This window comes from Coprococcus ammoniilyticus, from assembly GCF_025567345.1.
Classification (GTDB): Bacteria; Bacillota; Clostridia; order Lachnospirales; family Lachnospiraceae; genus Coprococcus; species Coprococcus ammoniilyticus.
Window position 1 is genome coordinate 165,950 of record NZ_JAOQJS010000001.1, and the last position, 25,521, is coordinate 191,470.

21 protein-coding genes are annotated in these 25,521 nt (G+C 41.8%); 5 read left to right on the forward strand and 16 right to left on the reverse strand.

Features of this window, described 5'->3' with window-relative positions:
- Positions 1 to 208 precede the first annotated feature (208 nt).
- From OCV60_RS00700 to udp, 3 genes are all read right to left on the reverse strand, one after another.
- Complete coding sequence (locus OCV60_RS00700; protein ID WP_117784647.1) at positions 209 to 1,255, reverse strand: hypothetical protein; 1,047 nt, start codon at positions 1,253 to 1,255, stop codon at positions 209 to 211.
- Between the two features lie 22 nt (positions 1,256 to 1,277).
- The gene (locus OCV60_RS00705) at positions 1,278 to 1,529 is read right to left on the reverse strand and encodes an acyl carrier protein (RefSeq protein WP_008400537.1); all 252 of its coding nucleotides are present in this window, start codon (positions 1,527 to 1,529) and stop codon (positions 1,278 to 1,280) included.
- 141 nt (positions 1,530 to 1,670) lie between these two features.
- The gene (gene udp, locus OCV60_RS00710; protein WP_117784744.1) at positions 1,671 to 2,447 is read right to left on the reverse strand and encodes a uridine phosphorylase; all 777 of its coding nucleotides are present in this window, start codon (positions 2,445 to 2,447) and stop codon (positions 1,671 to 1,673) included.
- 375 nt (positions 2,448 to 2,822) lie between these two features.
- Here udp and OCV60_RS00715 point away from each other — a divergent pair, with 375 nt between their 5' ends.
- Positions 2,823 to 3,080 (forward strand): HPr family phosphocarrier protein, encoded by a 258-nt coding sequence (locus tag OCV60_RS00715; RefSeq protein WP_008400539.1) that lies wholly within the window; start codon positions 2,823 to 2,825, stop codon positions 3,078 to 3,080.
- A 185-nt stretch (positions 3,081 to 3,265) separates the two neighbouring features.
- Positions 3,266 to 5,110, forward strand: a complete 1,845-nt coding sequence (locus OCV60_RS00720; protein ID WP_262529022.1) for an ABC-F family ATP-binding cassette domain-containing protein — start codon at positions 3,266 to 3,268, stop codon at positions 5,108 to 5,110.
- Positions 5,111 to 5,146: 36 nt separating this feature from the next.
- On the opposite strand, the gene OCV60_RS00725 is transcribed toward OCV60_RS00720, so the two are convergent.
- Positions 5,147 to 5,326, reverse strand: a complete 180-nt coding sequence (locus OCV60_RS00725) for a DUF6472 family protein (RefSeq protein WP_021944461.1) — start codon at positions 5,324 to 5,326, stop codon at positions 5,147 to 5,149.
- A 214-nt stretch (positions 5,327 to 5,540) separates the two neighbouring features.
- Between OCV60_RS00725 and OCV60_RS00730 the strand changes: the two genes are divergently transcribed.
- Entirely contained in the window at positions 5,541 to 6,800 is a 1,260-nt protein-coding gene (locus tag OCV60_RS00730) for a transglutaminase domain-containing protein (RefSeq protein WP_262529024.1), read from the forward strand.
- Between the two features lie 56 nt (positions 6,801 to 6,856).
- On the opposite strand, the gene OCV60_RS00735 is transcribed toward OCV60_RS00730, so the two are convergent.
- The 3 genes from OCV60_RS00735 to OCV60_RS00745 are packed head-to-tail and all read right to left on the reverse strand — an operon-like array spanning position 6,857 to position 10,063.
- Positions 6,857 to 7,552, reverse strand: coding sequence for a CBS domain-containing protein (locus OCV60_RS00735; RefSeq protein WP_021944463.1), 696 nt, complete (start codon positions 7,550 to 7,552; stop codon positions 6,857 to 6,859).
- 58 nt (positions 7,553 to 7,610) lie between these two features.
- Positions 7,611 to 8,681 (reverse strand): DUF5011 domain-containing protein, encoded by a 1,071-nt coding sequence (locus tag OCV60_RS00740; protein WP_262529027.1) that lies wholly within the window; start codon positions 8,679 to 8,681, stop codon positions 7,611 to 7,613.
- A 29-nt stretch (positions 8,682 to 8,710) separates the two neighbouring features.
- Positions 8,711 to 10,063: an esterase/lipase family protein gene (locus tag OCV60_RS00745; RefSeq protein WP_118615208.1), complete on the reverse strand. Its 1,353-nt coding sequence runs from the start codon at positions 10,061 to 10,063 to the stop codon at positions 8,711 to 8,713.
- A 152-nt stretch (positions 10,064 to 10,215) separates the two neighbouring features.
- Between OCV60_RS00745 and OCV60_RS00750 the strand changes: the two genes are divergently transcribed.
- Positions 10,216 to 11,574 carry a citrate synthase gene (locus OCV60_RS00750; protein WP_118482805.1) on the forward strand — a complete coding sequence of 453 codons (1,359 nt, stop codon included), beginning with the start codon at positions 10,216 to 10,218 and terminating at the stop codon, positions 11,572 to 11,574.
- A 212-nt stretch (positions 11,575 to 11,786) separates the two neighbouring features.
- Here the strand turns inward: OCV60_RS00750 and OCV60_RS00755 are convergent, their stop codons facing one another.
- The 4 genes from OCV60_RS00755 to OCV60_RS00770 form a co-directional block, all read right to left on the reverse strand.
- Positions 11,787 to 12,749, reverse strand: a complete 963-nt coding sequence (locus OCV60_RS00755; protein ID WP_021944467.1) for a beta-ketoacyl-ACP synthase III — start codon at positions 12,747 to 12,749, stop codon at positions 11,787 to 11,789.
- Positions 12,750 to 13,181: 432 nt separating this feature from the next.
- Complete coding sequence (locus OCV60_RS00760) at positions 13,182 to 13,622, reverse strand: Hsp20/alpha crystallin family protein (protein ID WP_008401623.1); 441 nt, start codon at positions 13,620 to 13,622, stop codon at positions 13,182 to 13,184.
- A gap of 214 nt (positions 13,623 to 13,836) precedes the next feature.
- Positions 13,837 to 15,210: an MFS transporter gene (locus OCV60_RS00765; protein ID WP_262529032.1), complete on the reverse strand. Its 1,374-nt coding sequence runs from the start codon at positions 15,208 to 15,210 to the stop codon at positions 13,837 to 13,839.
- Positions 15,211 to 15,226: 16 nt separating this feature from the next.
- Positions 15,227 to 18,265: a glycoside hydrolase family 2 TIM barrel-domain containing protein gene (locus OCV60_RS00770; protein ID WP_262529033.1), complete on the reverse strand. Its 3,039-nt coding sequence runs from the start codon at positions 18,263 to 18,265 to the stop codon at positions 15,227 to 15,229.
- Between the two features lie 218 nt (positions 18,266 to 18,483).
- On the opposite strand from OCV60_RS00770, the gene OCV60_RS00775 reads away from it, so the two are divergent.
- Positions 18,484 to 19,350 (forward strand): AraC family transcriptional regulator, encoded by an 867-nt coding sequence (locus tag OCV60_RS00775; protein ID WP_021944577.1) that lies wholly within the window; start codon positions 18,484 to 18,486, stop codon positions 19,348 to 19,350.
- Here the strand turns inward: OCV60_RS00775 and OCV60_RS00780 are convergent.
- From OCV60_RS00780 to OCV60_RS00800, 5 genes are read right to left on the reverse strand one after another with little or no spacing between them, the layout of a single operon-like run.
- Positions 19,270 to 20,184 (reverse strand): hypothetical protein, encoded by a 915-nt coding sequence (locus OCV60_RS00780; RefSeq protein WP_021944576.1) that lies wholly within the window; start codon positions 20,182 to 20,184, stop codon positions 19,270 to 19,272. The two genes, OCV60_RS00775 and OCV60_RS00780, sit on opposite strands and share 81 nt — an antisense overlap.
- Positions 20,185 to 20,195: 11 nt before the next feature.
- Positions 20,196 to 21,215: an efflux RND transporter periplasmic adaptor subunit gene (locus tag OCV60_RS00785; protein WP_173789235.1), complete on the reverse strand. Its 1,020-nt coding sequence runs from the start codon at positions 21,213 to 21,215 to the stop codon at positions 20,196 to 20,198.
- Positions 21,216 to 21,245: 30 nt separating this feature from the next.
- Complete coding sequence (locus tag OCV60_RS00790) at positions 21,246 to 22,103, reverse strand: carbohydrate ABC transporter permease (RefSeq protein ID WP_173789234.1); 858 nt, start codon at positions 22,101 to 22,103, stop codon at positions 21,246 to 21,248.
- The gene (locus OCV60_RS00795) at positions 22,100 to 23,023 is read right to left on the reverse strand and encodes a carbohydrate ABC transporter permease (protein ID WP_021944574.1); all 924 of its coding nucleotides are present in this window, start codon (positions 23,021 to 23,023) and stop codon (positions 22,100 to 22,102) included. The genes OCV60_RS00790 and OCV60_RS00795 overlap by 4 nt, the downstream gene beginning before the upstream one ends.
- Positions 23,024 to 23,054: 31 nt before the next feature.
- Positions 23,055 to 25,337: an ABC transporter substrate-binding protein gene (locus tag OCV60_RS00800; protein WP_262529035.1), complete on the reverse strand. Its 2,283-nt coding sequence runs from the start codon at positions 25,335 to 25,337 to the stop codon at positions 23,055 to 23,057.
- Positions 25,338 to 25,521: the final 184 nt, after the last annotated feature.

A 25,521-nucleotide genomic window follows, 5' to 3' on the forward strand; every position in this document is an offset into this window, starting at 1 on the left:
CCAACGCCGGTTCTTAGTGAGTCGCCGTAGGCGAGGAACTTAGTACCGCTGCGTTGGAATAGAGTGCAAACGACTTGCGTAATAATAGGTAATGTCACTCTTTCTTTTTTAGTTCAAAGACCTTCGTATATGTTTTGCGTAATAATAGATATAAGCCCGGCCCGAATTCGTCACTTGACCATACACCGTGGTGTTTTCGTCTGCTACTTTAGAGTCTCTCGACAACCTTGTTGAGGACTTCAATCTCTTTGGTCTTTGCGGTCATGATATACTTCTCAAAACGATCAAGGCAGTTCACATTTCCTGTGATGGATGTCTTGATCAGAAGGTTTCTTGCTGTCAGCATATTGTTGACAACCTCCATGTACTCGTCAAGAATCTCATTATCATAAGCCAGCACACCTTTTGCCATCATATACTTCAGACGTTCATTCATCAGAACTTTATGATCGTATAACAGGTGAAGCGCACGGATATCAAAATCAGGCTCATCTCCTGAAAGCTGCTTTTCGATTTGCTTATATACTGCATCGTATACATCTACACCGAATACTGTATCTGAGAAACGATTTCTCATCATACGGAAATGATTCTTGGAATCCTTTGCGTCCAGATATTCAACCAATGTATCCTTGATATATGCCACATCCAGATCATAATACATCTCAGCGGTATTCTTCTGGATCACATATAAACCACGTCTGCCTTTATAATCATCCTTAAACATATGATCTTCGGATGCTGTTATGATATCGTAACCCCGCTTAACATCCTCAAAAGATACAGTTGAATAAGAATAATGCTCACCAAATGTGAAATCACCAACATGGAATTCTTCCTTATCCTTATCATAGCCAAAAATAAATAACTCATGTGGGAATTTGTAATCTGCACCGGAATCGCACAGGATCTTTGCCTCGTCAAATACACCATAGACATATCCGTTCAGGTCGATCGTTTTAATAATGAAGTTAATGATATCTCCACAGTAGCTCTCTACCTGCTCTTTTGTCATCAGTGAGAACAGAAGATATGGACACTCCTTCAAAGAACTGCTTCCCGGCATCATATCTGCCAGAAGCATCTCATCTCCTGTGAAAATCTCCTCAATATTATAACATCTAAGCTGGATGTAATTGCTGAAGATCCAGTTCTTAGCCTTTTCGTCATCCCCCAGAATTGAGAATAATGTTGCATGCCACTGCCATGATGTAATCATCGGGTAGCTGACTGGCAATATCTTTTTATTGCTCATGATTATACCTCCCTTATCTTCTCTAGTTCAACTTGGCTGCAACAGCGGCAACCACATCATTCATATCATAATACAAGCCCAATGCAAGTTCTGAATCCTGAAATTCAATATTGAAATCATTTTCAAGCTCTACGATCAACTGAATAATTGATACAGAATTAACCCCATATTCTTTTGTCAACTCGGCTGTCATGTCAAGCTTGCTGATGTCGATCTCCGGCATAACACAAGCTACAGCCTGTAAAACCTTTGCTTCCAAATCCTTTCTGTCCATTACTGACCTCCTATCTGATATTTTAGAACCCGACATATTATATCACCAGGTTCTTTTTGTTAATATTTACCAAATACTGTTATTAACATTGTATATGTTTTAACACTTTTTTTCAATAACTTCTTACTATATTAATAGCTTTTATTCTTTCCTTGCATCCAGAATCATCTGCCGGGCTGCCTCAACTGCGGTCTTTACTGCCATGTCCGTATCGTATGCCAGTGGATTTTCAAGCCCTGCTGCCTTCCGCTCCTGATTTCCAACCACCAGATAACAGGCTCCGACCTTCACACCCAGATAAGCACCTACGATAAATAACGCCGCTGACTCCATCTCGGATGCCAGACAGCCCATCCGCTTCCATGCCTCCCATTTGGCTTCCAGTTCATAGGACACCGGCTTGGTTCCCGGCTCATGCTGTCCATAGAAGGAATCCTTGCTCTGAACAATTCCGGTATGGTATCGAACTCCCGTCGTCTCACAGGCTTTTGTCAGTGCCTGAATAACCGGATAGCTTGCAACCGCCGGATATTCAATCGGAGCATATTCCTTTGATGTACCCTCCATCCGGACAGCACCGGTTGCCACCACGATATCCCCTCCCATGATATCTAACTGCATCGCGCCACAGGTTCCAACCCTTATAAATGTATCTGCGCCACAATGCACCAGTTCCTCCAATGCAATCGCTGCTGATGGTCCGCCGATACCGGTCGATGTTACACTGACCTTCTCGCCCTCCAGATATCCGGTATATGTCACGAATTCCCGGTTGTCCGCAACCAGCTTTGCATCATCCAGATAAGCTGCGATCTTCGCTGACCGCTTCGGATCCCCCGGCAGGATTACATATTTTCCGATTTCGTTCTTCCCTGTCTTTATGTGATATTCCCGTCCTGATTCTTCCTGATAGATCATACTGCCACCTCCGTTTCTGTCTGCTTTTGTTCCGGTCAATCCCTCTTTTTTTACAACTATTTGTACAAAAGCAGATACATATCAACTGCTATTTACCTGTATTATACCGAAAATATACACCAAAATCACCAATTTCTCCTATTTTGTACAAATTTTTCATAGCAATTTGTAACACCATTACAGTTTTACTACATATAAATGAATATCCTTAACTTAAAAATGCCGATTTTTGAATTTCTTTAGGATAAAATTTCTATTCGCTTTAAAAAATTTTATAAATTGGTAATAATTTTGCTTTTTGTTCACACTTTCATAATTTGACTTTAGCAAAAAAAAGGATTATAAATTGTTCAACAAATCAAGGAGGCGAGTTTTATGGCTAAATCAACTGACATTAAAGTAAAATTAAGCAGCGTTGATGAAGTAAAGCAGTTTGTAGATGTAATGAGAGGATATCATGGTGATGTCGATATATCAGCTACAAACAAAAACTATATGGTAGATGCAAAATCTATTCTTGGTGTTATCAGTCTCGATCTGAGAGATGAATTAACCGTAAAATTCTATGATGGTATTTCCGATTCATACATGTCAACACTGAAGCCTTTCATTGCTGAACCAGCAGTCGCATAAGGCAACTTACATTTAATAAAAGAAATATACGACAAACAGAAGCTATAAGAGCAGTCGTAAAAAAGGATATCCGGTCATGATTACCGGGTATCCTTTTTTCATTGTAAGGAAAAGGGTTATTGACGTAGCTGGAAAACCATCATAAAATGGATAAGTAAATTTGAATAATGATTTGAGGAACACAAATGAACTTATTAACAATGAAAAATATTCATAAAGCCTATACAGACAAGGTTCTCTTTAAGGGAGCCGATTTTTCTGTCAACACCGGTGATAAGATTGGTGTGATTGGTATAAATGGTACGGGAAAATCCTCCTTGTTAAAAATGATTGCCGGTATCGATACCTGCGATGCCGGATTGATCGTAAAAGGCAATAATGTTGTTGTCAATTATCTTCCACAGAGTCCGACTTTCCATGATGATGAAACAATCTACGAACATGTTATCACGGCAAACAGCACAGAAGAAAATAAGTGGAGCATTGAAGGAGATGCACGGGCACTTCTGGATAAGCTTGGATTCACTGATACCAGCATCTCGGTTTCCAGTCTGTCCGGCGGTCAGAAGAAAAAGGTAGCCCTTGCCGCTGCCCTTCTTTCAAGCTGTGATATTCTGGTTCTTGATGAACCAACTAACCATCTGGATAATGATATGACCGAATATCTAGAGGACTATCTGAACAACTACAGGGGTGCACTGGTCATGGTCACACATGACCGTTATTTTCTCGATCGTGTAACAAACCGGATCGTTGAGATCGACAAAGGATACATCTACAGCTATAATGCCAATTATGAAGGCTATCTCATGCTGAAAGCCGAACGTGAAAATATTGCGCTTGCCACCGAACGCAAGAACCAGAATATTCTCCGGAAAGAGATTGCATGGATCCGCCGTGGTGCACGCGCAAGAAGCACCAAACAAAAGGCTCATATCAAGCGCTATGAAGCCCTTGCAGCCGAAGAAATGATTGAAGCTGATAAGACAGTAAATCTCAGCTCAATTGCCAGCAGACTTGGAAATAAAACGATAGAGCTTCATAATATTTCAAAAAGCTTTCCAGGACTTACCCACCCACTCATCGAGAATTTCTCTTATAATTTTCTGCGTAATGACAGAATCGGTATTACCGGACCAAATGGCTGTGGTAAATCAACCCTTATGAAGCTGATCATCGGCAATCTGAAACCCGACTCCGGTATCATAGAGATCGGTGAAACCGTAAATATAGGATATTTCTCACAGGAAAATGAAATGCTAGACGATAACAAGATCGTACTGGACTATGTGAAGGAAACCGCAGAATATATCCGGACCGTCGATGGATATATGTCTGCATCCACCCTTTGTGAGGAATTTCTGTTTGATTCCACCCTGCAGCACCAACGGATCGGCAAGCTGTCCGGCGGGGAAAAGCGCCGCCTGTATCTGCTTAAGATCCTTGCCGGCTCGCCGAATGTCCTGATCCTGGATGAACCAACCAATGATCTGGATATATCAACACTCTGTATTCTGGAAGATTATCTGGATACCTTTCAGGGCATCCTGATCGTAGTTTCCCACGACCGGTATTTCCTTGACCGTGTTGTAAAACGGCTGTTTGTCTATGACGGCTATGGACAGATCAGGCAGTTTGAAGGAAGCTATACCGACTATTATCTGGAATATGGAACATTTGCAAATTCTGTAAAGTCCGGTTCCGGTTCTGTAAAGCCTGCTCCGGCTTCCAAGGGAAAACCTGCAGCAGATTCTTCAAAATCAGGAGCAGCAGAAAAGGACACCGCACCGAAACGTGCAAAAAACAAATTTACTTTTAATGAACAGCGTGAATACGATACCATTGAAGACGACATTGCTGCCTGTGAAGAAACCATTGATGGACTGGACAGGGAAATCGCAGCTTCCACAACAGATTTTACAAAGCTGAATCATCTGATGGCAGAAAAGGAAAATGCCGAACTGAAGCTGGAACATCTGATGGAACGGTATGTTTACCTTACAGATCTTCTGGAATCCTTTAAAAAATAAGTATAGTATAATAAATAAGAAAATGAGGAGACAGGCTTACATCTGTTTCCTCACTACTTTATACTCATCATCTAACTGAAAATATGGACAGCTTTCATATGAGCTCGTTATAAATCTGGCATAATCATCTTCATCCATATTCACCATGCATTCCGAAAAATCATCTTCTTCATCATACACATAGTGTGCACACAAATCACAACTCGCTGCTCCCATAAGCAACCTCCTTCTTGTCATTTTTGCAAATTAATTGCCTGTTTTCAGTAAATATTACACATATTATTTCCAATTTGCAAGTCCTATCCCATAATATATTGTTCATGACTACAGAAAAGAGTTTTTGACTGGCAATACTTTCCATATTGTGGTATTATAAAAAAGTATAATTTATAACTTTTCTGATACAGAAAAGAAACCGGGGTGCGTAATTATGAGAAAAAAACTACTATTATTTATAATAGCTGCTATTTTTACTTTTTCAAGTATGACAGTCCTCGCCGCAGAGGATACCGCAGACAAAGATGCAAAAGATAAAAAGTCTGCCGCAGCTACCATCGATACTTCTTTATACTATTATAACAATTTCGATAACGATGCTTACCGGGATGCTTATAACCAGTTAAAAGAAGCAGCAGATGCATTTCACAATTCAAACCAGAATGCGGAATACGAAAATGCGAATACCGAAAACAGCTACTATAAAGCATTTTCGATCAATGTTACAAGCAAAACATGGGAAGTTATCGGTCCGACAGGTATGCAGGCAGTTATCAATGCCTTTCTGGCAGATAATCCTACATACTTCTGGATGTCTCCTTCCTTTAATTACAGTACCAAGTCTTTAGATGGCGGTGCTGTATGCTATAATGTCGAGATTGTCTGTTATAATGATTATGCAAATGGAAGTTCCAGACAGGTCATTAAGAATAACATTGATATCTCCGTATCAAATCTTGCTGGCAATCTGGAAAAAGATCTTCCTGATTACCAGAAGGAATATCTGATCCATAATGCGATCATTGAAGATACTTACTTCCAGGTCAGCAATGAAAACTCACATTCCGGATTAAGCTGGTCCTATACAGTAGATGGTATTTTCAACGCAAAGCATAAGACAGCAACTTCATTTGGATATGCCAAAGCATTCAAGGCAGTTATGGATGCCATCGGTGTAAAATGTATCTATGTAGAAGGAAATACCAAAGAAAACGATGATTCTACCTATAATTCACATGCATGGAATATGGTTTATCTGGATGATGGCTGGTATATTGTAGATCTTGCGTATGATCATCCGGAAACAACCTCCGGCAAAAATGTTCTGATCTATGATTATTTTAACATTACCAGTGATGAAGCATCCGATCTGAATCCTGCATCTGACTGGCTGCCTGGTATTCCAACCTGTACCGGTACGGCTCACAGTATCGACAGCATCCAGTCTACACTGGAAGCTGAAAACATCTGGCAGGAAGACAATTACAATTTTTTCGATAAAATACTGGATAAATACGGTGTGTCCGTTGTCCTGATCAGCCTTGGTGTTATCATAATCCTGATCGTCACTTTGGTTAAACGGATTCACAAAAGACGGAAAGCAAGACGTGTCGAAAAGATTAAGAATACAAAGACCGTAACGATCGATCATTCCGAACTGGATGAGGAACTTCGTCGTCCACCACTGTCATAATAAAAAAGTGGAACTATACCTATGATAACAAAGGTACAGTTCCACTTTTTTACTTATTAATTTCCTATGATCAACCAGGAGGTCAGAATTCCCAACAGGCGTTCATCCGGGTGTCCTGTCTCTGTTAAAAAGATCAGGCCAATCCTTTCATGATCTCTTCTGCTTTCTTCATAGTATTTCTTAACATTCATAACTTTTTCATCATATGCAACAAAGCGGAAACGTTCAGACGGATGTTTCTCCAGCTCAATATATTCCTGAAGATCCCGAAACCGGGTTTTCTCATCAATATGACAATTTGTGTCTCCCAATAAATACGGAAAAATACAGTTGTCACTGAAATCTCCCACTACCCTTTTATCTTTCAGGATTGGCACATGAGAAATATTTCTGTCATTCATGATCCGGATAACCGGCATAACCGGATCATCCAGCGAACGCCATACCAGATTATTAAAGGGTACTGCAATATCCATACACCGCACCGGATTCTTAATACGATCCAGCACCATTTCCAGAAGCTCGATCATCTTCTTGCCCGGCTGTACAGCAAATTCCTCATCCAGCCGTTGATTATGCTGCAGCAGATTTCTCACTTCTCTGCAATAATTCAGTTCAAACCGGATATCCTTGAATTCACTCCGTTTTTCCAGCTTGGCAACCGCCGAACCATCCGGCGGAAGTTTGAATTCATTGATCGCTGCATTTTCCAGCTCCTTGTATTTATCAAGGAAAATTTCCGTATTATCCATAATGACATCCTCCCAATTTCTGATCTGATATCAGCCAGCAAGCTACACCCGAAAGTGTTTATTTTAAATAATTAAAATCACCCAGATTATCAATGGATATCCAGGTTCCTTCGTTTATGATCGTCTGAACCAGTTCATCATTTTCATCCATTTCCTTACTGCTGCAATCATCAGAAACTTCATATAGTATACTGTTATTGATCAATACATTTGCTGTTTTCTTATCTTTATCCGGATAGTATACATATACTCCATTATCCGATACCGCATATCCCTTATCCCGGTTATATGCACGGATTGCCAGCGCCGAATTCTTCATATCCCCTTCAAAGCCGTATACGGTAACTGTAATATCCTTTGATGATGAATTATTGCTCCAGTCTGTAACACGAAGTGTACAGTCCAGATCTCCGGTCTTTGTTGTATCGATCTGACGGTTGATCGTAAGTTCATTGGTCAGATCCGGCTGTGAATCCTCTACTGAATAGTAATCCAGCAGATTGACCTGCTCATTTACGAAAACGCCCAGATTATCCGGTCCGATAATTTCCGGGAAATCTCTGTCAACTACTTCAAGCGTAAGTTTTTTCTTCTTTTTCAGCTTTCCGCATTTTACTATATAGCTCACTTTATAGGAACCAATCTTCTCCGGTGCAAAATCCGCTGTATCGCAGGTAACAACCGCCTTACTGTTCACCGGCTCTACATATGCCGTGATATCAAATTTCGAACCCAATACATATTCGCTTGAAATCTGCTTTACCTTGAGATAGCGGCCACGCATAATGCCATTTACCATAAAAAGCAGAATAATGCCTACAACAACTGCAAGCAGCAATGTAAACTGATTTGCTGTTATTCTTCTGCGTCTTCTTTTTTGTGGCTGTGTCTTTCTTCCTGATGCATTGTTTGAACGTACACTGCTGTTTTTTGCGCTGCCTCCATTGCTTCCGGCTGCGCTATTTTTTGCTCCGCTGCCCGTTTTATTTGTATGTGTACCGCCGGCACTCTTTGTTCCGTTACCCGGACGTGTGCTCCCAGTGCTTTTTGTTCCGGTTCCCGCCGTTTTTTTCTTCACTACTGCATTTGATACTGCGGGCTTTTTTACATTTTTATTTTCCTCACCCATTTTATTACCTGCTCCTTTTCTTTTATATATCAATATCCCTTTGTTTTTAAATCATGAACCAGCTTCACATAAAATTCCCGGACATCAAATCCCGGAATATTTTCCCGGTTTAAATCGATCACATCTCCATGCGAGATTCCGCGCTTCCCCTCCACTGTCAGGTATTTGAAATCTGCTCCCCATGGGAATGATTTTTCGCCTACCAGTCCATCATTTGCTCCATCAAAATATTTTACCAATCGATATGTATAATTCAGCGGAAATCTGCCATTTCCTGCCACATTCTGCCTCGAACCAACGCTCTGATATAACACGCCCTGTGCATCATGTAATTTATCATTTAGGACTTTACATGCCGAAGCTGTCAGATCTTTTACTCCCAACAGAAAATCCGGCGAATCATCGCCCAATTTTTTAAATACTGCATTATACGCTTTTGCCACGCTCTGCTGCTCTTTTTCCGGAACAATATTTAACAGATAATCTGCAAATTCACATCCCCGGTGCGGTGTATTTATCGTTGTTAGTGATGCAACATACCGATCTGTACCAAGTTCTGATAAGGCATAGCGCATATCCAGACCACCTTTTGAATGTGCGATCACATTTACTTTTTCACAGCCCGTTTCAGCTACGATCTCCCGGATTCTTGCATCCAGCTCCTGCGCACATGCCGGAACCGATGCTGCCGACTGGTGATTGCCATAAAAAAGAACTGCACCATTTGTCTCCAGTTCCTTTGGAATTCTTCCCCAGTAATTTAACAATTTGAAATCCCGGAAGAAGATACCATGCACCAGCAGAATCGGGTATTTTGTTTTGCAGATCTGCTCTTTATTCCGTTCCCGATTCAATCGAACCTTATCATTTTCAAATGAAACCTCTCCTATCGTCAAGCGAAGTATCTTCCCAAGTACGACCAGATTTACAACCGGTATCATGCCACATACAGCTCCGATCCCTCTCCATTTGATACCAAGCTGTTCTGACGTCAGATATATCCGGATCATTCCATTCCAGAACACAACTGCTTCCACAAGAATCGCTGTCAATATATGAAATACCCACATTTTCCCATTTGTCGGTATATATTCAGCCGGAAGAACTTTTGCCATACATAAAACGGTATATATAATTGTAAGCACTGTGGATACACAGAATACAAATAGCTGCATACAGCCGTTTCTGCATTTGCTAAGTCTTGGTGTTTCCAGTTTTCCGCACAATACCGTCGGTATTACACAGACCATCCCCGTAACAAGCCATGGAACAATATCGTACAACACGCTATTATAAACTCTGCCTGACAATACCGTACAGGCAGCAAGCCCGACTGCAAGGCTTCCAAAGACTGTAACAACCGCCAATCTCCCTTTTCTCATGTATATCCTCCGTTTTATACACTCTCCTTTTTTGTAACCATACTAATTATACCAAAGCATGTGCTGCCTTGCTACAATTATTTCATTGCATTCTCTATAAAAAAATGCGATAATGACCTTTAGTATTATCCTATTCACAGGAGGAAATTGAAATGTCAATTAATAATATCGGCCCTTTCACAAAGAGCCATCTGGATATGTGTATCAAAAACAACAGCATTGATGATGCCTTATATGAAAAATATGGTGTAAAACGTAGTCTCCGTGATTTAAATGGTATCGGTATCAATGCCGGAATCACGAATGTCTCTCTCAGTAAATCATTTACAACAGATGAAAACGGCAACCGTATTCCATGTGCCGGAGAGCTCTACTATCGTGGCTACGAAATCCACGATCTGATCAAAGGATTTTTCCTGGATAATCGTTTTGGTTTTGAGGAATGTACATATCTCCTGTTATTCGGTGTTTTGCCGGATGAAAAGGAGCTTCAGAACTTCAAGCAGGTTTTAAATATCAGTTATGATCTGCCGCATCATTTCATTCAGGATGTGATCATGAAGAGTCCGACTGCCGATATTATTGCAAATATGACAAAGAGTACACTGGCTCTTGGTTCATACGATAAAAAGATGGGTGACAACTCTCTGGAAAATGTATTACAGCAGTGTATCCAGTTGATCAGTATGTTCCCTCGTCTGGCTGTTTATTCCTATCAGGGATACCGCCATTACGAGCTTGGCAAGAGTTGTTATATCCATAAGCCGCTTCCTGAATTGTCATTTGCCGAAAATATATTAAGTACCCTACGTTCCAATCGGAAATACACCCGTCTGGAAGCCCGTGTACTGGATCTGGCACTGGTACTTCATATGGAACACGGTGGCGGAAGCAACTCAACCTTTACAACGCGTGTTGTAACCTCTTCCGGTTCCGATACATATGCAACAATGGCTGCTGCCCTCTGTTCCTTAAAGGGACCTTTAAACGGTGGCGGTGATTATCAGGTTATGGGTATGATGAAAAATATCCGTGACAATGTATCCGATATAACAGATGAGGAAGAAGTTGGCGAGTATATCCGTAAGATTGTCAACCGGGAAGCATATGACAAGACCGGTATCGTATATGGTATGGGACATCCATTCTATTCTATATCCGATCCCCGTGCTCTGGAATTCAAAAAATATGTAAAGCTTCTGGCAGCCGAAAAGGGTATGGACGAAGAATATGCCCTTTATGAGATGATCGAGCGCATTGCACCTAAGATCATTGCCGAAGAACGTAAGATTTACAAAGGTGTTTGTATCAATATTGACTATTACAGCGGACTTCTCTACAAAATGTTAAAGATTCCTGCTGAGATGTTTACCCCGTTATTTGCAATTGCACGAGTAGTCGGCTGGAGCGCACACCGTATGGAAGAGCTTGTAAATTCCTACAAGATCATCCGTCCTGCCTACACCAGCATTGCAGAGATCAAAGAGTACGTTCCTATTAATGAGCGATAAAACAATTACAGCTACAGCCTTGTCTCAAGACATCAGCAAGGATTCCGTTATGAATTGCATATACCAGCAAATGTGGGTGCATGTTTGAGCCATCAGGCGAGTTCGCACAGGAATATTTGCGAATCGGGTATATGCAGTTTATAGGAACCGCAGGGAGCCTTGGCACAAGGTCGAATCTGGTATCGCACAGGTGACCGTCGTTTAGACATTTTCTACCACTCAAGTACGATCGCGCCATAGGTTAAGCCAGCACCAAATGCTGACATTGCAACCTTGTCACCACGTTTTAAGCCGCCATCACGCACCAGACTGTCAAGCATGACAGGTACACTGGCAGCACTCATATTTCCGGTATATCCAAGTGTCATCGGGAACTTCTCGACCGGCGCTTTTAACCGCTTTGCTACTGATTCGATGATACGGACATTTGCCTGATGAAGAACGAAATAATCAATATCATCGGCTGTCATATCTGCCTTTTCCAGTGCTTCGAGCAGGCACTTCGGGCACTGTCTGACTGCGAATTTGTATACTTCCTGTCCATCCATATGCAGATAATCATGTTCGATCCCATCTTCCGTAAATATATTGTGAGTACGTCTGCTCTCGCAATTCAAAACCATTCCCTTCTTACCGATCGATCCCTGTACTACACTGATAATTCCCTTGTCGGATTCTTCCAGATACGCTGCACCTGCTCCATCTCCAAACAACACGCAGGTTCCACGATCGTTCCAGTCGAGGATCTTGGATAATGTCTCCGCACCAATTACCAGTGCATTCTTAACAAAGCCTGTCTCGATGTACATTTTTGCCACATTGAGTGCAAATACAAATCCTGAACATGCAGCATTTACATCAAATGCAATGGCATTGTCTGCACCAAGTTCCGCCTGAACCTGGCATGCGGCACTCGGTGTATAATAATCCGGTGTTACTGTTGCAAGCACGATCAGTTCTACATCAATTGCTTCTTTTCCTGCCATCTCCAAGGCTTTCTTTGCAGCCTCTGCTGCCATTCCTGCAGTCGTTTCATGTACTGCGATTCTTCTATTCTTAATTCCGGTTCGGCTGGAGATCCACTCGTCCGAAGTATCTACATATTTCTCAAGGTCTGTATTCGACACATTTTTTTCCGGTAAAAAGCTTCCGGTTCCCATTATTCTTATTGGCATAGGTTTTCCCCTTTGTATTTTTTAGTTGCACTCATTATAGCATACATTATTAATTCCAGCAATTTCCTTGTGAGCCTTCCATTTTATAAGCCACCGGCACGAAGGTTTTGAGCAAACACATTTTCAGGCATGCCACCCACTACAAGATAACTATAAAAGAGCTTGCTTAATGTTTCATGAACCGTATCCGAAACCCTTGAAGCATTATCATAACATTCTTTTAAATAATCAAATGTTGACTGCAGTATTCCATTTGCCTACATATATTCCTCAAAATCAAGCGGATACACTGCCACGAAAAAAAGGGCTGCTGCCCTACGAATGATTCTTCGTAAAGCAACAGCCCCATTTATGATTATTCATATCTGACATTTCTATCAGAAGGAGACAAAATGATTTACTTTAATAATTTTCATACAGGAAGTGAAAGAATTATCCTTCAATTGAGATATATTTGCTTTCCTCAACCTTTGGCTTCTCTTCTTTCTTTGGTACGCTGATCTTTAAAACGCCATCTTCAAATTTTGCCTTGATGTCTTCCTTTTCAACTGCCTTACCAACATAGAAGCTACGGCTGCAAGAACCACAATATCTTTCACGGCGGACATATTTGCCTTTCTTGTCCTGATCGCCTGTTTCTTTCTTCGTTGTACCTGTGATGGTCAGGTAACCATCCTTCAACTCTGCCTTTACATCTTCTTTCTTGTAACCGGGCATATCAATATCCAGTTCAAATGAACCTTCGGTCTCTTTTACATCTGTCTTCATAATATTAGCAGGCTGTGTATAACCTGTTGTCACTTTATAAGGACGTGCAAAATCATCAAATAAATCATCAAATAAATTTTCTCCAAAAATACTAGGCATCAACATAAGTCATTCCTCCATTCAAATACATACATTTTATTCTTTTGTGTGCTGACCATTGTCAGAACACGTAATTGTTATTTTTCCGGAACTCCGGAACCTCCATCAGTCTCTATCTGATGTCCTCTCCTTCGTTCTGATTATGTTATACCACTTGTATTAGCACTCGTCAATAGAGAGTGCTAATAATTTTTGTGAAAAATCTGTGAAGTCTTGTAGATTATTCTCCTGCACACATTCCCCGCTCTGCCTTAAGCTTTTCATTTGCCGCTTCCACATTCATTCTGGAAAGTATAAGCAGGATTAGTATATCAAATATCAACGGCAGCCACAAATACATGAACTGCATCATATCAAGAGCCGACTGTGGCTGAACTGCCATCGTTCCTTTATAACCGGACAGTTCAAGGAGCCAGCCGACAACCGCCGTTCCGATTCCTCCTCCAATCTTTACACCAAGCGAAGTACAGGAGTACATAGTTCCGTCAACCCGCTTTCCCTGTGTCAAGTAGGTATATTCGGAACATGAAGCAATAACCGCATTCATATCTCCCTGCCAAGGTCCCTGGCCTAACGCTGCAAGAGCTGTAAATGCCATCATAAGCGGGATGCTTCCGATATAGCCTGCAACAACAACCAAAGCTCTTCCAATAACTGCTATGATATATCCTCTAAGGTTCAGCTTATACATACCCTTCCATTTGCCAACCAGCGTTGGTGTAAATATCAGCGCTATAATAAGCGGAATATTTACCGCCCAGGCAAACTGCCCGAACAGATTCTTGTTCTTAAGAACCCATGTCATATAAAATAGACCCGCACCTATCATGGCACTGTAAAGCTGCTGCAGGATGTAAGTTCCACAGATCATAATATAATATTTGTTCTTAACAAGGAGCTTAAATGCCTGAATCAGACCATACTTCTCCTCGGTTTTCTTTGGCTCTCCATCGTTTAATTCTTCCTCCGGAAGCTCCTTCACAGACAGACCGGAGATCGTGTTTACCACAAGACCAACGATCGCATAGATAATCGCTACCAGTCTCCATGCTGCTGCATCTCCACCACACCAGTCTACAAATCCGACCGTGATCGTCTGGATCAAAAGGCTGGTTGAAAATGCAAATATAAACCGATAAGAACCCATCTGAACCCGTTCTTTGCTGTTCTTTGTGATCAGTGAGGTAAGCGCTGAATATGCAATATTATTTGCCGTATAAAATACACCATTTAACAATGTGTATGCAATAAAAAACCATGTATACTGTGCAAACTTACCCATACCGGCAGGAACTGCAAAACATGCAACCAGCGTGATCGCACAGCCAATATATCCATAGATCATCCACGGTCTTGCCTTTCCCAGTCTACTGTGAGTCTTATCGATCAGGGATCCGAAAAATATATCCGTAAATCCATCAAATAATTTGGATACCGCGATCAGCGTGCCGACAATACCTGAAGCAAGTCCAACCGTATCCGTCAGATACACCATGACAAATGATGTCAGAAACGCATATACTACATTTCCCGCGATATCACCAGAACCATAACCTACTTTATTATACCATTTTAAATATTTCTTCTCTTCCATCCGTATCTCCTCCTAATCAACCCCTCACAAACGGTACCAGTGTGAAATCAAACCGGAACTCTTTTTCACGGAACCTGTATTCATCCAAGACAACCGGGCCACAGCTGTTCGAGCCGATTCCGTTCTGTGCATGATCAATACAGAGCACCGTACTGTCGGCTTCCGTAAGCTCATAATTGTGTTTTGCCTGTGTAAGCATTTCCTGAGTATAATTGGAGGCATTAAATGAAAATGTATGTTCTGCAGCAACAGCGATTCCATATCGCAGATTTGATAATTCCACATAATCACAGTCATAGTGGCTTCCGTTCTCCTGCGGCATGATGTAATCCTCATGAAGCTCCTGCACAGAACTTCTGAACAAACCGTGGCTGGCAGCCCTGTGCTTGTCGCGGTAGCTTTCCTGTGGTCCCATGCCATAATAGGCAGCCTCAGAAAGCTTCTTATCCAGAAACATTCTTATACCAAATCTTGGAAGATCCGGGAGTTCTTCATCTTTTACTGCTGTTATGCCCGCAGTAATTCTGCCTGCGCCATCTATTTTCCACATGATCTCTACATCGATCAGCTTTTGAACGGTTGGAGCTACCACACCTGCATGGCACATGATCATTACTCCGAATTTGTTCTGAAGGATCTGTTCACTATATGCTCTTGTGTATGCCTCATCATAATGAGCCTTCTCCCATTCTGCCCGGATATACATATCGTTATCTGTAGGCGCACGCCAGATATTAAGCTCCATCGGATGATTCAGATATTCCCTTCCTGCATACTGAAGTCCGTTAAACAAGCCGGTACGCTTATCCAGCCGATATGTGAATCCATCACCATTTAACACGATCCATGCATCGTCTTCCTCTACCCTGATATCGGATACTGCCACGTCCGAAGCCGTCCACTTGGCAGCTGTCTGATTTCTTCCATCTTTATTCTCAAGCAGAAGTTCATCAAAGCCCAATACATGACCCGCAGGAACTAACGGAAGCTCTTTCTTTAACTGATAAGAAAGCTTCAGATATACTCTGCCTGCCGCAGGAACATCGATATCAAGCTCCACGGTGCAATCACTGTGCGGAGCAGCCGAAGCACCCGCTACCTTGCCCTTCTGAACACTTAAACCATCCTGAGTTACCTCATAACAGATATCCACGAAATCCTGAATATCATCAAAATCCATATAGTTGTGGAGGGTAAGCGTTCCGCTCTCCTGATCAAATGACTGAACTCTTACCGGGCGGTAGACATTTTTGTATTCGAGTAATCCGGTATGTGGAGTTCTGTCCGGATACACAAGTCCATCCATACAGAAATTACCATCATGTATTGCTTCTCCATGATCTCCGCCATAGTAATACTTCGTCTTTCCGTTTTCCGCTTGATCATGCGCAACCGCATGATCGCACCACTCCCATACAAATCCGCCACACATGCGGTCATCCCTGTGGATCACCTGGAAATAATCTTCGAAATCTCCAGGGCCATTTCCCATACTGTGACAGTATTCAACCAGCAGAAATGGTTTGCTTCCGTCCTTTTCCAGATATTCCTCAATCTCGGAAAGTGCCGGATACATGCGGCTGTACAAATCCAGATTCTCATAATTATAGGTCATATCATAGTTTCTGTATCTTGCACTCTCGTACTGGGTAATACGGGATGGATCATACTGCTTCGTCCATGCAAGTGCCTTTTCAAAATTGCAGCCATATGCACTTTCATTTCCCATCGACCACATCACGATACAGAAACGGTTCTTATCTCGCTCTACCATCCGCTTCACCCGGTCAAGAATAGCCGCCTCCCATTCCGGATTGTCTGCAATCTTCTCATTCCACTTTTTGAACCGGTTGTAGTCAGTATCCTCTTTGCGATATAACATATATGGACCATGCGCTTCTATATCCGCCTCGTCGCATACCATGAAGCCATATTTGTCACACATCTGATAAAAATATGGTGCATTTGGATAATGACTGGAACGGATCGCATTGAAGTTGTGCTGTTTCATAAGGGTAAGATCCTTTTTTATCTTCTCCACATCCACTGTAAAGCCGGTTACCGGATCAGAATCGTGCCGGTTGACTCCACGGAATTTGATCTTCTGTCCATTGAAGTAAATAACTTTATCCTTTATCTCTATCGTTCTGACAGCGATATGATCAACGATCGTCTCATTTTCACTCTGCAAAATGAGTGTATACAGATATGGATTCTCGGTGTTCCAAAGTGTCGGCTGTATAATCTCAAATGTGAAAGCTCCGTCATGCTCTGCCTGTCCTTCCGCCACAACCACACCATTCCTGTCTTCGATCGTAACCTTAACCGTCGTCTCCTGATAAAAGCTCAGATCTATCTTCACCTCAGCCTTTTCCTTTAAGACAGAGGTCGTGATGCGGTAGTCGCGAATGGCGTGCTCCGGTCTTTTCAGAATATAGACATCACGGAAAATTCCACTCATCCGGAATTTATCCTGATCCTCCAGATAAGAACCATCACACCATTTCATGACAAGGACAGCGATCGTATTTTCACCCTCTTTTAAAAGGTCTGTCACATCAAACTCACTGGTCATATGGGATACCTGACTGTATCCGACATATTCCCCATTTACCCACACATAGAAGCAGCTATCCACCCCTTCAAAATTCAGAAATGCCTTTGCCGCATCCACATCCTTTGAATATGCAAATGTATGCACATAAGCTCCACACGGTATATCCTGCGGAACATATGGTGGGTCAAATGGAAATGGATAGCGGATATTTGTATACTGGTGTGTATCATATCCTGCCATCTGCCATACGCCCGGAACCTCGATCTCGTCAAATGCTCCGGTGTCATATCCCACTCCATAAAAAGCATCCTTCACATCATAGATACTTTTAAAATATTGGAATTTCCATTTTCCATTTAATAACTGTAACCGGTCTGATTGTTCCCGGTGCTCGACCAGATTATCCATCCTGCGGGAAGCAGGTACATAATATGCCCTTGCAGGCTGTGTATTTTCATGTAATACGTTCAAATTCTCATAGTAACGTGGCACTATCATAAGTTATCCTCCCTTATATGTACTTTTTTGTTTTCGACTGTTCTTATGTCTCTGATATTATCTGCAATATTATCTTGTTATTTCGTTTTGTCTGTATTTATCATACATTTTAACAGCATTTCTGTCTATGAACCGGAATGGACAGAATATGGACAAAATGATACAATATCAATAAATCATTTTATATTACAATCCTACAAATAAAGGAGAACTTCATCATGTATATAAATACCGGATACCTGAATCATTCCTATCTTGATTTCAAGGACAAGCGCAGACCGCTTATTGTCGGAAGCTGCGGAACATACCGCTTAAGTGGCGACCCGAAGATGCCTACCTATCGTCCTAAGGGCAGACAGGACTACCAGATCATCTATATCGCATCCGGACTTGGACATTTTCATTTTGATAAGGCTGAGAATGAGACGATCGTTCCTGCCGGCAATATGGTACTCTACCGCCCGAAGGAACTACAGAAATATGAATATTACGGTGCAGATAAAACGGAGGTTTACTGGATTCATTTCACCGGCTCCGATGTGAAGAATCTTCTGAGGAAATATGGATTTAAAGATAACCGGAGAGTATTTCCTGTTGGGTCTTCTCTGGAATATGAACATATATTTAAACAGATCATCCTGGAACTGCAGCGTTGTCAGGATGATTATGAAGAAATGCTGGCTTTACTGCTGACCCGCCTTTTAATCGTATTCAAACGGGAGCTGTCACGCGAACATATCCTGAAAAATGAATATCTGGATCGTGAAATGGACTATGCAGTTTCCTACTTTAATGAAAACTATAATAAAGACATCAGCATAGAACAATATGCTGAATCAAGGGGAATGAGCGTAAGCTGGTTCATACGGAATTTCAAGAAATACACAGGCATGACCCCAATGCAGTTCATCGTGTCCCGCCGGATCAACAACGCCCAGCTTCTCTTAGAACAGACGAACTATTCCATAAATGAAATAGCCGGGATCGTAGGATATGATGACCAGTTATATTTCAGCCGGTTGTTCCGGAAACAGAAAGGCTTCTCTCCCTCTCAATACCGGAAAAGAGGGGCTGGTAATGAATGATCGCATCATCACACACCAGCCTGCTAATAAAATACCGAATATAAAACTACGCCATCTGTACAGGTTCAACTGCTGTCTCTGCCTGTAATAAAATATTTCAAGCACGTCCTTATCAGCATATAATCTTCTCTCCGACATCTGCTTCCATTCACTGGACGCCTCCGCCCAGAAATCAAAGTCTGACCACTTTGCAGGCAGATTTATATTCGGTAAAATATTCAGGTAGTCCGTTACATAATAACAGTCCGAACTATAGCCATGGTGTTCACCGACCTCCGCGGCATACTCCCCTCTGTAGTTCTCCTCCGATATATCGATCACCAAACCACTTATTTCTCTATGCTCAACAAGCTCCCAGTCTTCTCCACGTTCCTGTTCCGCCTGTATCAGTATAAAGTTATCCTCTGAATCCGTTACTGACCGCACAACATGATCAACACCTTGGACTGTCACAGTAAACCCTGTAGCATAAATACTTCCGAACATATGATATGCCAGCCCGCTGCTTATAATACATCCACCCATATCATTTTCTGCCAGTATTCCACTTATACCGAGCATATCCTCCACATCAAAATCTACAGTTACTATATCTGTCATGATCTGCTTATATACGCCATTACCTGTTACAGACACATCCCTGTCGATAAGATATGTGCCTTTTATATAGTCTTCATTTTTCATTTTGTTATATGTAACCTGTCCTGTCGTAAGATATGCATAATTTCTGTCATTATCATAAGTTTCGCTGATATATTCCGCATGTATGATATTCCACACCGCCATACCTGATAATAAAGCAGCTCCCAGTATACCAATCACAAATCGTTTCATCGTCAACCCCTCTACTTCTCCCGAACCGTATCTCCTGCTTCGATCTTCTTGTCCGAACTGGCTATGATCCTGTCGTCGCCTGTCAGGGAACTTTTCTTAATTCCCACTTCATAATTATTTGTATCTCCTACTGTCACATATACTTTTGCAGCCACAAGCTCTGTTCCAAGAATCGTATCCTTCGATCTTTCTACAAGCACATACGAACCTACAACATCTGCATATATCGCAGACACAGGAACGACAAAATCATATTTCTCAGACTGATGGGAGATATCTGCCAGAACACTGTCACCTACATTTACCAGTTCACCGGATATAACCGTCTCCACGATATGCCCCTGCTCATTAGTGGCATCACTGTATACTGCCGTTACCTCCGTATTCACACTGGTATCATTTATATGAAGAATAACTTTATCTCCCTTTTCTATATAACTCTTCTGCTCGCTCGTCACCGGGATTCGTACTGTATATTCATCCGAGCTCTCCATAACCACAAATGCTGCCTCCTCTGTGGTTCTGCTTCCTACATCCACCCGGATCTCTGACACAAGTCCCTCCACCTCGGAATATATGACACCCTCATTTGCGGTCAGCTTTTCCAGATAATTCAGCTGTCTGTCCACATCCGCAATATTTGCTTCCACTAACGCCCTCTCATCTCCCCATGCATACACATATTGTTCTTTCAGATTCTTTCGCTCAAGCTTTTTCGTCAGATATGTGGATGAAAGCTCCTCTGCCTTGATCTTCATAAGCTTGTCACCTTTCTTTACATAACTTCCCGTATGCACATATATTGCCTGAACCAGAAGATCAGGATAACTGTATACAGGTGTCCTGCTGTCGCTCTCGATCATCACATCCTGTACGACATCCCTTGATATACTGCCGGATGATGCATACATAATTTCTACCTTGGGCGTCAAGGTGTTGCTTGCAAATCTTGACATAACAGTTCCGGCAATAACGATTACCAGAAATATTATTATAATTCTTACGATCTTAAATCCTTTTTTCCGTTTCATATCATTTTCTCCCTGTAAATTACCCTGCGATCAGCCATCCGCAGATCCTATGGATATGCCCTCTGCCAGAATATCCTTTCCAATATAAAATATGATCAGAGAAGGAATACAGCTGAACAGGGCAAATGCAAATGTTTTTCCTGCGCATCCCTCAGTCACATCCGGCAGATATACCGACAGTGGCAGTAATGATTTGTCCTTTAAAAATACCACCGGCTGCTCCACGATATTCCAGTACTCAAGAAATCCCAGTATCACCGCTGCAAGAATCCCTCGTTTTGCTATCGGAACCGCCATATAGATAAAAATCTTAAAGCCACCCGCTCCATCCAGTCTAGCAGCCTCTACCACCGAATCAGGAATCTGTTCAAATGCACTGTACATAATAAATATAGGAAATGAAGAGAAAACAAATGGCAGGATGACCGCCCAATGTGTATTTATCATATTCATCCTGTTCAACACCAGATACTGGGATAACATCGTCACCTGAAATGGCAGGATCATGCAGAACATATATAAGCCAAATATAATCTTCGACAGTCTGTTCCGGCTTCTGGCAAGTCCCCATGCCGCAGGAACAGCAAACACAAGCTGTCCGATAAGTATAACGCCCACGATCTTCACAGAATTCCAGAAAAGCACATAGTATTCCGGCGTATCAAACAACAGCTCGATTATATTCTTAAATGTCGGATATAACGGAATGAAATGCCAGGAAGCATAACCGGACCCCCCGCTTATAACAGGAGATGCGATCTGTCCAAGCTCCGATTCTCCCATAAATGCGCCACTGATCAGAAATACCAAAGGCAGAACAGACAATACCGCACCTGTGAGCACCAAAAACTTTATCAGCAAATGCACACCCTTTGAAACCCATCTCATCTGCACCCTTCCCCTCTTTCTTGTTGCTTTGGTCTTCTTAATAAGAATCTTCTGCGGATTTTTAACCTCATACCATACCAGTCTGTAAGACACACACACCTTATGATCAGGATCACGCCAAAGAACACCAGCGCCGTCAGAACCGCGCCTGCTGTCAGCTTACTGATCTCCAGCTTCTCAAACCAGTTATTAAAGATATGCTGAATCTGATATATCGTCATATCCGGATATCCCCCTGCCATAAGATACTGTTCACGGAAGATCTTCAGCGAATTTACAACCGACAGCATAGCCACGATAAAAAACGGTCTCTTGATATTTGGAAGCGTAATCTTCCAGATCTGTGTAAATCTGCCAGCTCCATCAACTTTTGCCGCGTCATATATTTCCACCGGAATTACAGACAAACCCGACAGCCAGATCAACATGTTATATCCAATATTTTTAAATATAAATGTGCATACAAACAGCCAGAAAACTGCCCTGCCGGATAAGAAGCTTACCGGTTCGCCAAGTCCCCACCTTATGATCATATTATTCACCACGCCCTGATCATCAAATAATATACGCCATACTACAGTGAGGGAATTTGACGGAATTGCCATCGGGATAAGAAATGCAAATTTTATAATATTACTTTTCATTCCATGAACCTCTATAGCCACTACCAGCGAGATAACGATCAGCCAAGGTACACTCACAAGTTCAAAACGTATAGAGTTGCCTGCCGCCAGCCGGAATGCATCATTCTCCATAACCAGAGCATAATTTTGCAGACCGGCAAAGCTTCCCGTTCCTGATTTCTGAAACGATGATATAAATACATCCACAAGCGGTATGATCACGAAGATCATAATACCCACAAATCCCGGTATGATAAATTCAGACGTTCCATTCATTCCTTTTCTATCTATCTTCATGATTATAAAACGCCTCCCTGACCATCCATTTCTATTCTTTCAGATATACATTTAACAATTTATCAATTATATTCAAGGTATCCTCAAGGCTCGCATTTCCTTCCAGATAATCAGCCGCATTTTCCCTTATCATGCTGCGAATTCTTACATCCGGATTTGAAGGCACACAGAGTCTGCTCAACTTATCTATATAATCTTCCAGATACTCGTCCGTCCGCCAATATGTCCAGTTCAGATAATTATTCCCGCCGACTTCAACAGCACCTCCCGGCGTTCCCATACTGAGAGCATCCTCATTCCATGCCCGCACGCCATCCATATTTACCGGATTTCCACATTCTGTTCCATAATACTTTTTCTGTACCTCTGCGCTGAATAACGCTTTTACGAACTCAACCGCACTATCCCTGTTCTCCTTTTTGCTATTGACCGCAAGGATTGTATTTGGCACATATATCATTCCCTCATCCGTACCCCACGGTTCATAGTCATAATCACGGTTTGCCGTGTTATCCTCCATTCCAACCATGGAATCTTCCTTTATGCTGTAAAACAACCATGCCTCGCTCATCGTCTTCATATCCACAAATGCCAGCTTCCTGCCAGACCATTCCCGGTTAAATAACGGGCTCATATATCCTGAATAATTGTCTTTTATATTTTCCTCATAAGCTCCGAACCTTGCAGTCCAGTCATTGATCTGATCCTGCGTCGTTCTCGCCATCTCTAAGTCGTATAAAAGTCTGAGATCCTCCAGAAATTTCTTTAGTATTTCTCTGTCATAATGCCCCTCCATATCAACGATCTCCGATGCATATACAGGATACAGGGTATCAAAATAAGACTCCAAATAGTAAAATGACAGATCATTCCCATCGGCTGGTTTGTCCTGACTGTTTATATAAGCCACAATGGATTGAACATCGGTCACATTCCTTATCTCAGCCTCCGGCCCGATAACTGCTGTAAATGTCTCCATGGCGGGTATAGCATATACTGAACCATCCTTATTCTTATATGTATAAAGTACATTCTTAAGGCAGGATGGGTTCTCCTTCTGTATATCATCAAGGACCTGCGACAGATCCATAAGCACCCCTGTATTCTCATAGCTTTTTACATTCAAGCCATCCATGATAATGACGTCAGGCCCTTCTCCTGCAAGAAGCTGTGTATTTAAAGAACTTATGGCATCCTTTTCTGATATTCCATTCTGGTCATCCACGCCCCATATGTACTGCACCGTGATATCCGAATGATCACTTTCATACCACGTGATCAGATTTTCGTAACTCTCTGTGTAATAAAGAGAATATACGGTAACGGTTCTGCTGTCTGAAGCTTCTTTTGTACTGTTATAAGCTGCATATGCATCGGATAATGAATATACAACGATCCTCTTATTTCCACTCTTATCACCAGTGACAGCTACAAATGTATCCGAATCCTCCACAACAAAGTCATATCTTATATCAGCACTTTTAAATGTCGTAAGCCTTGTCCCCAGCTTGTCAGAGAGCTTATATGCAAATAAACCCGTTCCAAGCATAATGTATATCTGATCAGACTTTTCATCATACTTCATGATATTACTGCAGCTAAGTGCATCTTTTCCTTTCTCCGAAGCTGCATCTTCAAGTCCTTCCGTCAAGGTATCATCAAAAGACGTAATCGTTTCCAGCATATGACCATCCGATATATCATAGGTCTCTATATCCCGTGCTGTGAGAACAACCAGTTTATCACCAGCTACACAGATATCCGTATAGTCAGAATTTTCTATTTCGTATTTCTTCTGCCCTTCCATGGAAAAGCATTGTATCACCCCATCCGCGCAACCAATGATATATCCATCAGCCGTCAGTCTGATATTTTTTACATTTTCTTCTATATGATCTGCCAGTATCTGAACTGTATCATCAGGCATCACCTTCACGATTCTGCCCGTTATATCTCTTTTATCATCCATCTTGCTGACTGCCAAATACAGGCTCCCGGCTTCATCCATATCTGCTGCCGTGATCATATCCGTTTCGTCCATAACAGAATCAAGCTTAAGTTCTTCCTGCCGGAAATCTCCATCCGGCTTTTCTCCTGTCAGCCTGATATAGCCCCCATTTTCAGCTTCTCCGATGCATACATATTCATCTTGAACCTTACCAAATCCACAGATCTGTGCCATATCAAGCTGTGCCATCCGGTATTCCGACAAACCCGCCTCTGTCTCTGTAGATTCTGTTATCTTATGGTCCCCACAACCCCAGCATAACATCATGCCAATAAGCATTATTAGATAAAACCCGATATGTTTCATGTCTACCTCCCTTATTACAAATACTTTTACAATCATTTTCACTTTCGATATATCGATTGTAACACCACCGATATGCACGATTGTCTAAAAAACATCTAAATTACATATATTACTTTTAAACATCTGGAAAATGAATTACTATACTATTGTATTAATGATATTTTATACCGTAATAGGGAAATGG

What these genes read in the sequence shown, in the direction of transcription:
- OCV60_RS00700 (WP_117784647.1), bottom strand. Translation starts at nt 1,255, where the DNA reads ATGAGCAATAAAAAGATATTGCCAGTCAGCTACCCGATGATTACATCA.
- OCV60_RS00705 (WP_008400537.1), bottom strand. Translation starts at nt 1,529, where the DNA reads ATGGACAGAAAGGATTTGGAAGCAAAGGTTTTACAGGCTGTAGCTTGT.
- udp (WP_117784744.1), bottom strand. Translation starts at nt 2,447, where the DNA reads ATGATCTATCAGGAAGAATCAGGACGGGAATATCACATAAAGACAGGG.
- OCV60_RS00715 (WP_008400539.1), top strand. Translation starts at nt 2,823, where the DNA reads ATGGCTAAATCAACTGACATTAAAGTAAAATTAAGCAGCGTTGATGAA.
- OCV60_RS00720 (WP_262529022.1), top strand. Translation starts at nt 3,266, where the DNA reads ATGAACTTATTAACAATGAAAAATATTCATAAAGCCTATACAGACAAG.
- OCV60_RS00725 (WP_021944461.1), bottom strand. Translation starts at nt 5,326, where the DNA reads ATGGGAGCAGCGAGTTGTGATTTGTGTGCACACTATGTGTATGATGAA.
- OCV60_RS00730 (WP_262529024.1), top strand. Translation starts at nt 5,541, where the DNA reads ATGAGAAAAAAACTACTATTATTTATAATAGCTGCTATTTTTACTTTT.
- OCV60_RS00735 (WP_021944463.1), bottom strand. Translation starts at nt 7,552, where the DNA reads ATGGATAATACGGAAATTTTCCTTGATAAATACAAGGAGCTGGAAAAT.
- OCV60_RS00740 (WP_262529027.1), bottom strand. Translation starts at nt 8,681, where the DNA reads ATGGGTGAGGAAAATAAAAATGTAAAAAAGCCCGCAGTATCAAATGCA.
- OCV60_RS00745 (WP_118615208.1), bottom strand. Translation starts at nt 10,063, where the DNA reads ATGAGAAAAGGGAGATTGGCGGTTGTTACAGTCTTTGGAAGCCTTGCA.
- OCV60_RS00750 (WP_118482805.1), top strand. Translation starts at nt 10,216, where the DNA reads ATGTCAATTAATAATATCGGCCCTTTCACAAAGAGCCATCTGGATATG.
- OCV60_RS00755 (WP_021944467.1), bottom strand. Translation starts at nt 12,749, where the DNA reads ATGCCAATAAGAATAATGGGAACCGGAAGCTTTTTACCGGAAAAAAAT.
- OCV60_RS00760 (WP_008401623.1), bottom strand. Translation starts at nt 13,622, where the DNA reads ATGTTGATGCCTAGTATTTTTGGAGAAAATTTATTTGATGATTTATTT.
- OCV60_RS00765 (WP_262529032.1), bottom strand. Translation starts at nt 15,210, where the DNA reads ATGGAAGAGAAGAAATATTTAAAATGGTATAATAAAGTAGGTTATGGT.
- OCV60_RS00770 (WP_262529033.1), bottom strand. Translation starts at nt 18,265, where the DNA reads ATGATAGTGCCACGTTACTATGAGAATTTGAACGTATTACATGAAAAT.
- OCV60_RS00775 (WP_021944577.1), top strand. Translation starts at nt 18,484, where the DNA reads ATGTATATAAATACCGGATACCTGAATCATTCCTATCTTGATTTCAAG.
- OCV60_RS00780 (WP_021944576.1), bottom strand. Translation starts at nt 20,184, where the DNA reads ATGAAACGATTTGTGATTGGTATACTGGGAGCTGCTTTATTATCAGGT.
- OCV60_RS00785 (WP_173789235.1), bottom strand. Translation starts at nt 21,215, where the DNA reads ATGAAACGGAAAAAAGGATTTAAGATCGTAAGAATTATAATAATATTT.
- OCV60_RS00790 (WP_173789234.1), bottom strand. Translation starts at nt 22,103, where the DNA reads ATGAGATGGGTTTCAAAGGGTGTGCATTTGCTGATAAAGTTTTTGGTG.
- OCV60_RS00795 (WP_021944574.1), bottom strand. Translation starts at nt 23,023, where the DNA reads ATGAAGATAGATAGAAAAGGAATGAATGGAACGTCTGAATTTATCATA.
- OCV60_RS00800 (WP_262529035.1), bottom strand. Translation starts at nt 25,337, where the DNA reads ATGAAACATATCGGGTTTTATCTAATAATGCTTATTGGCATGATGTTA.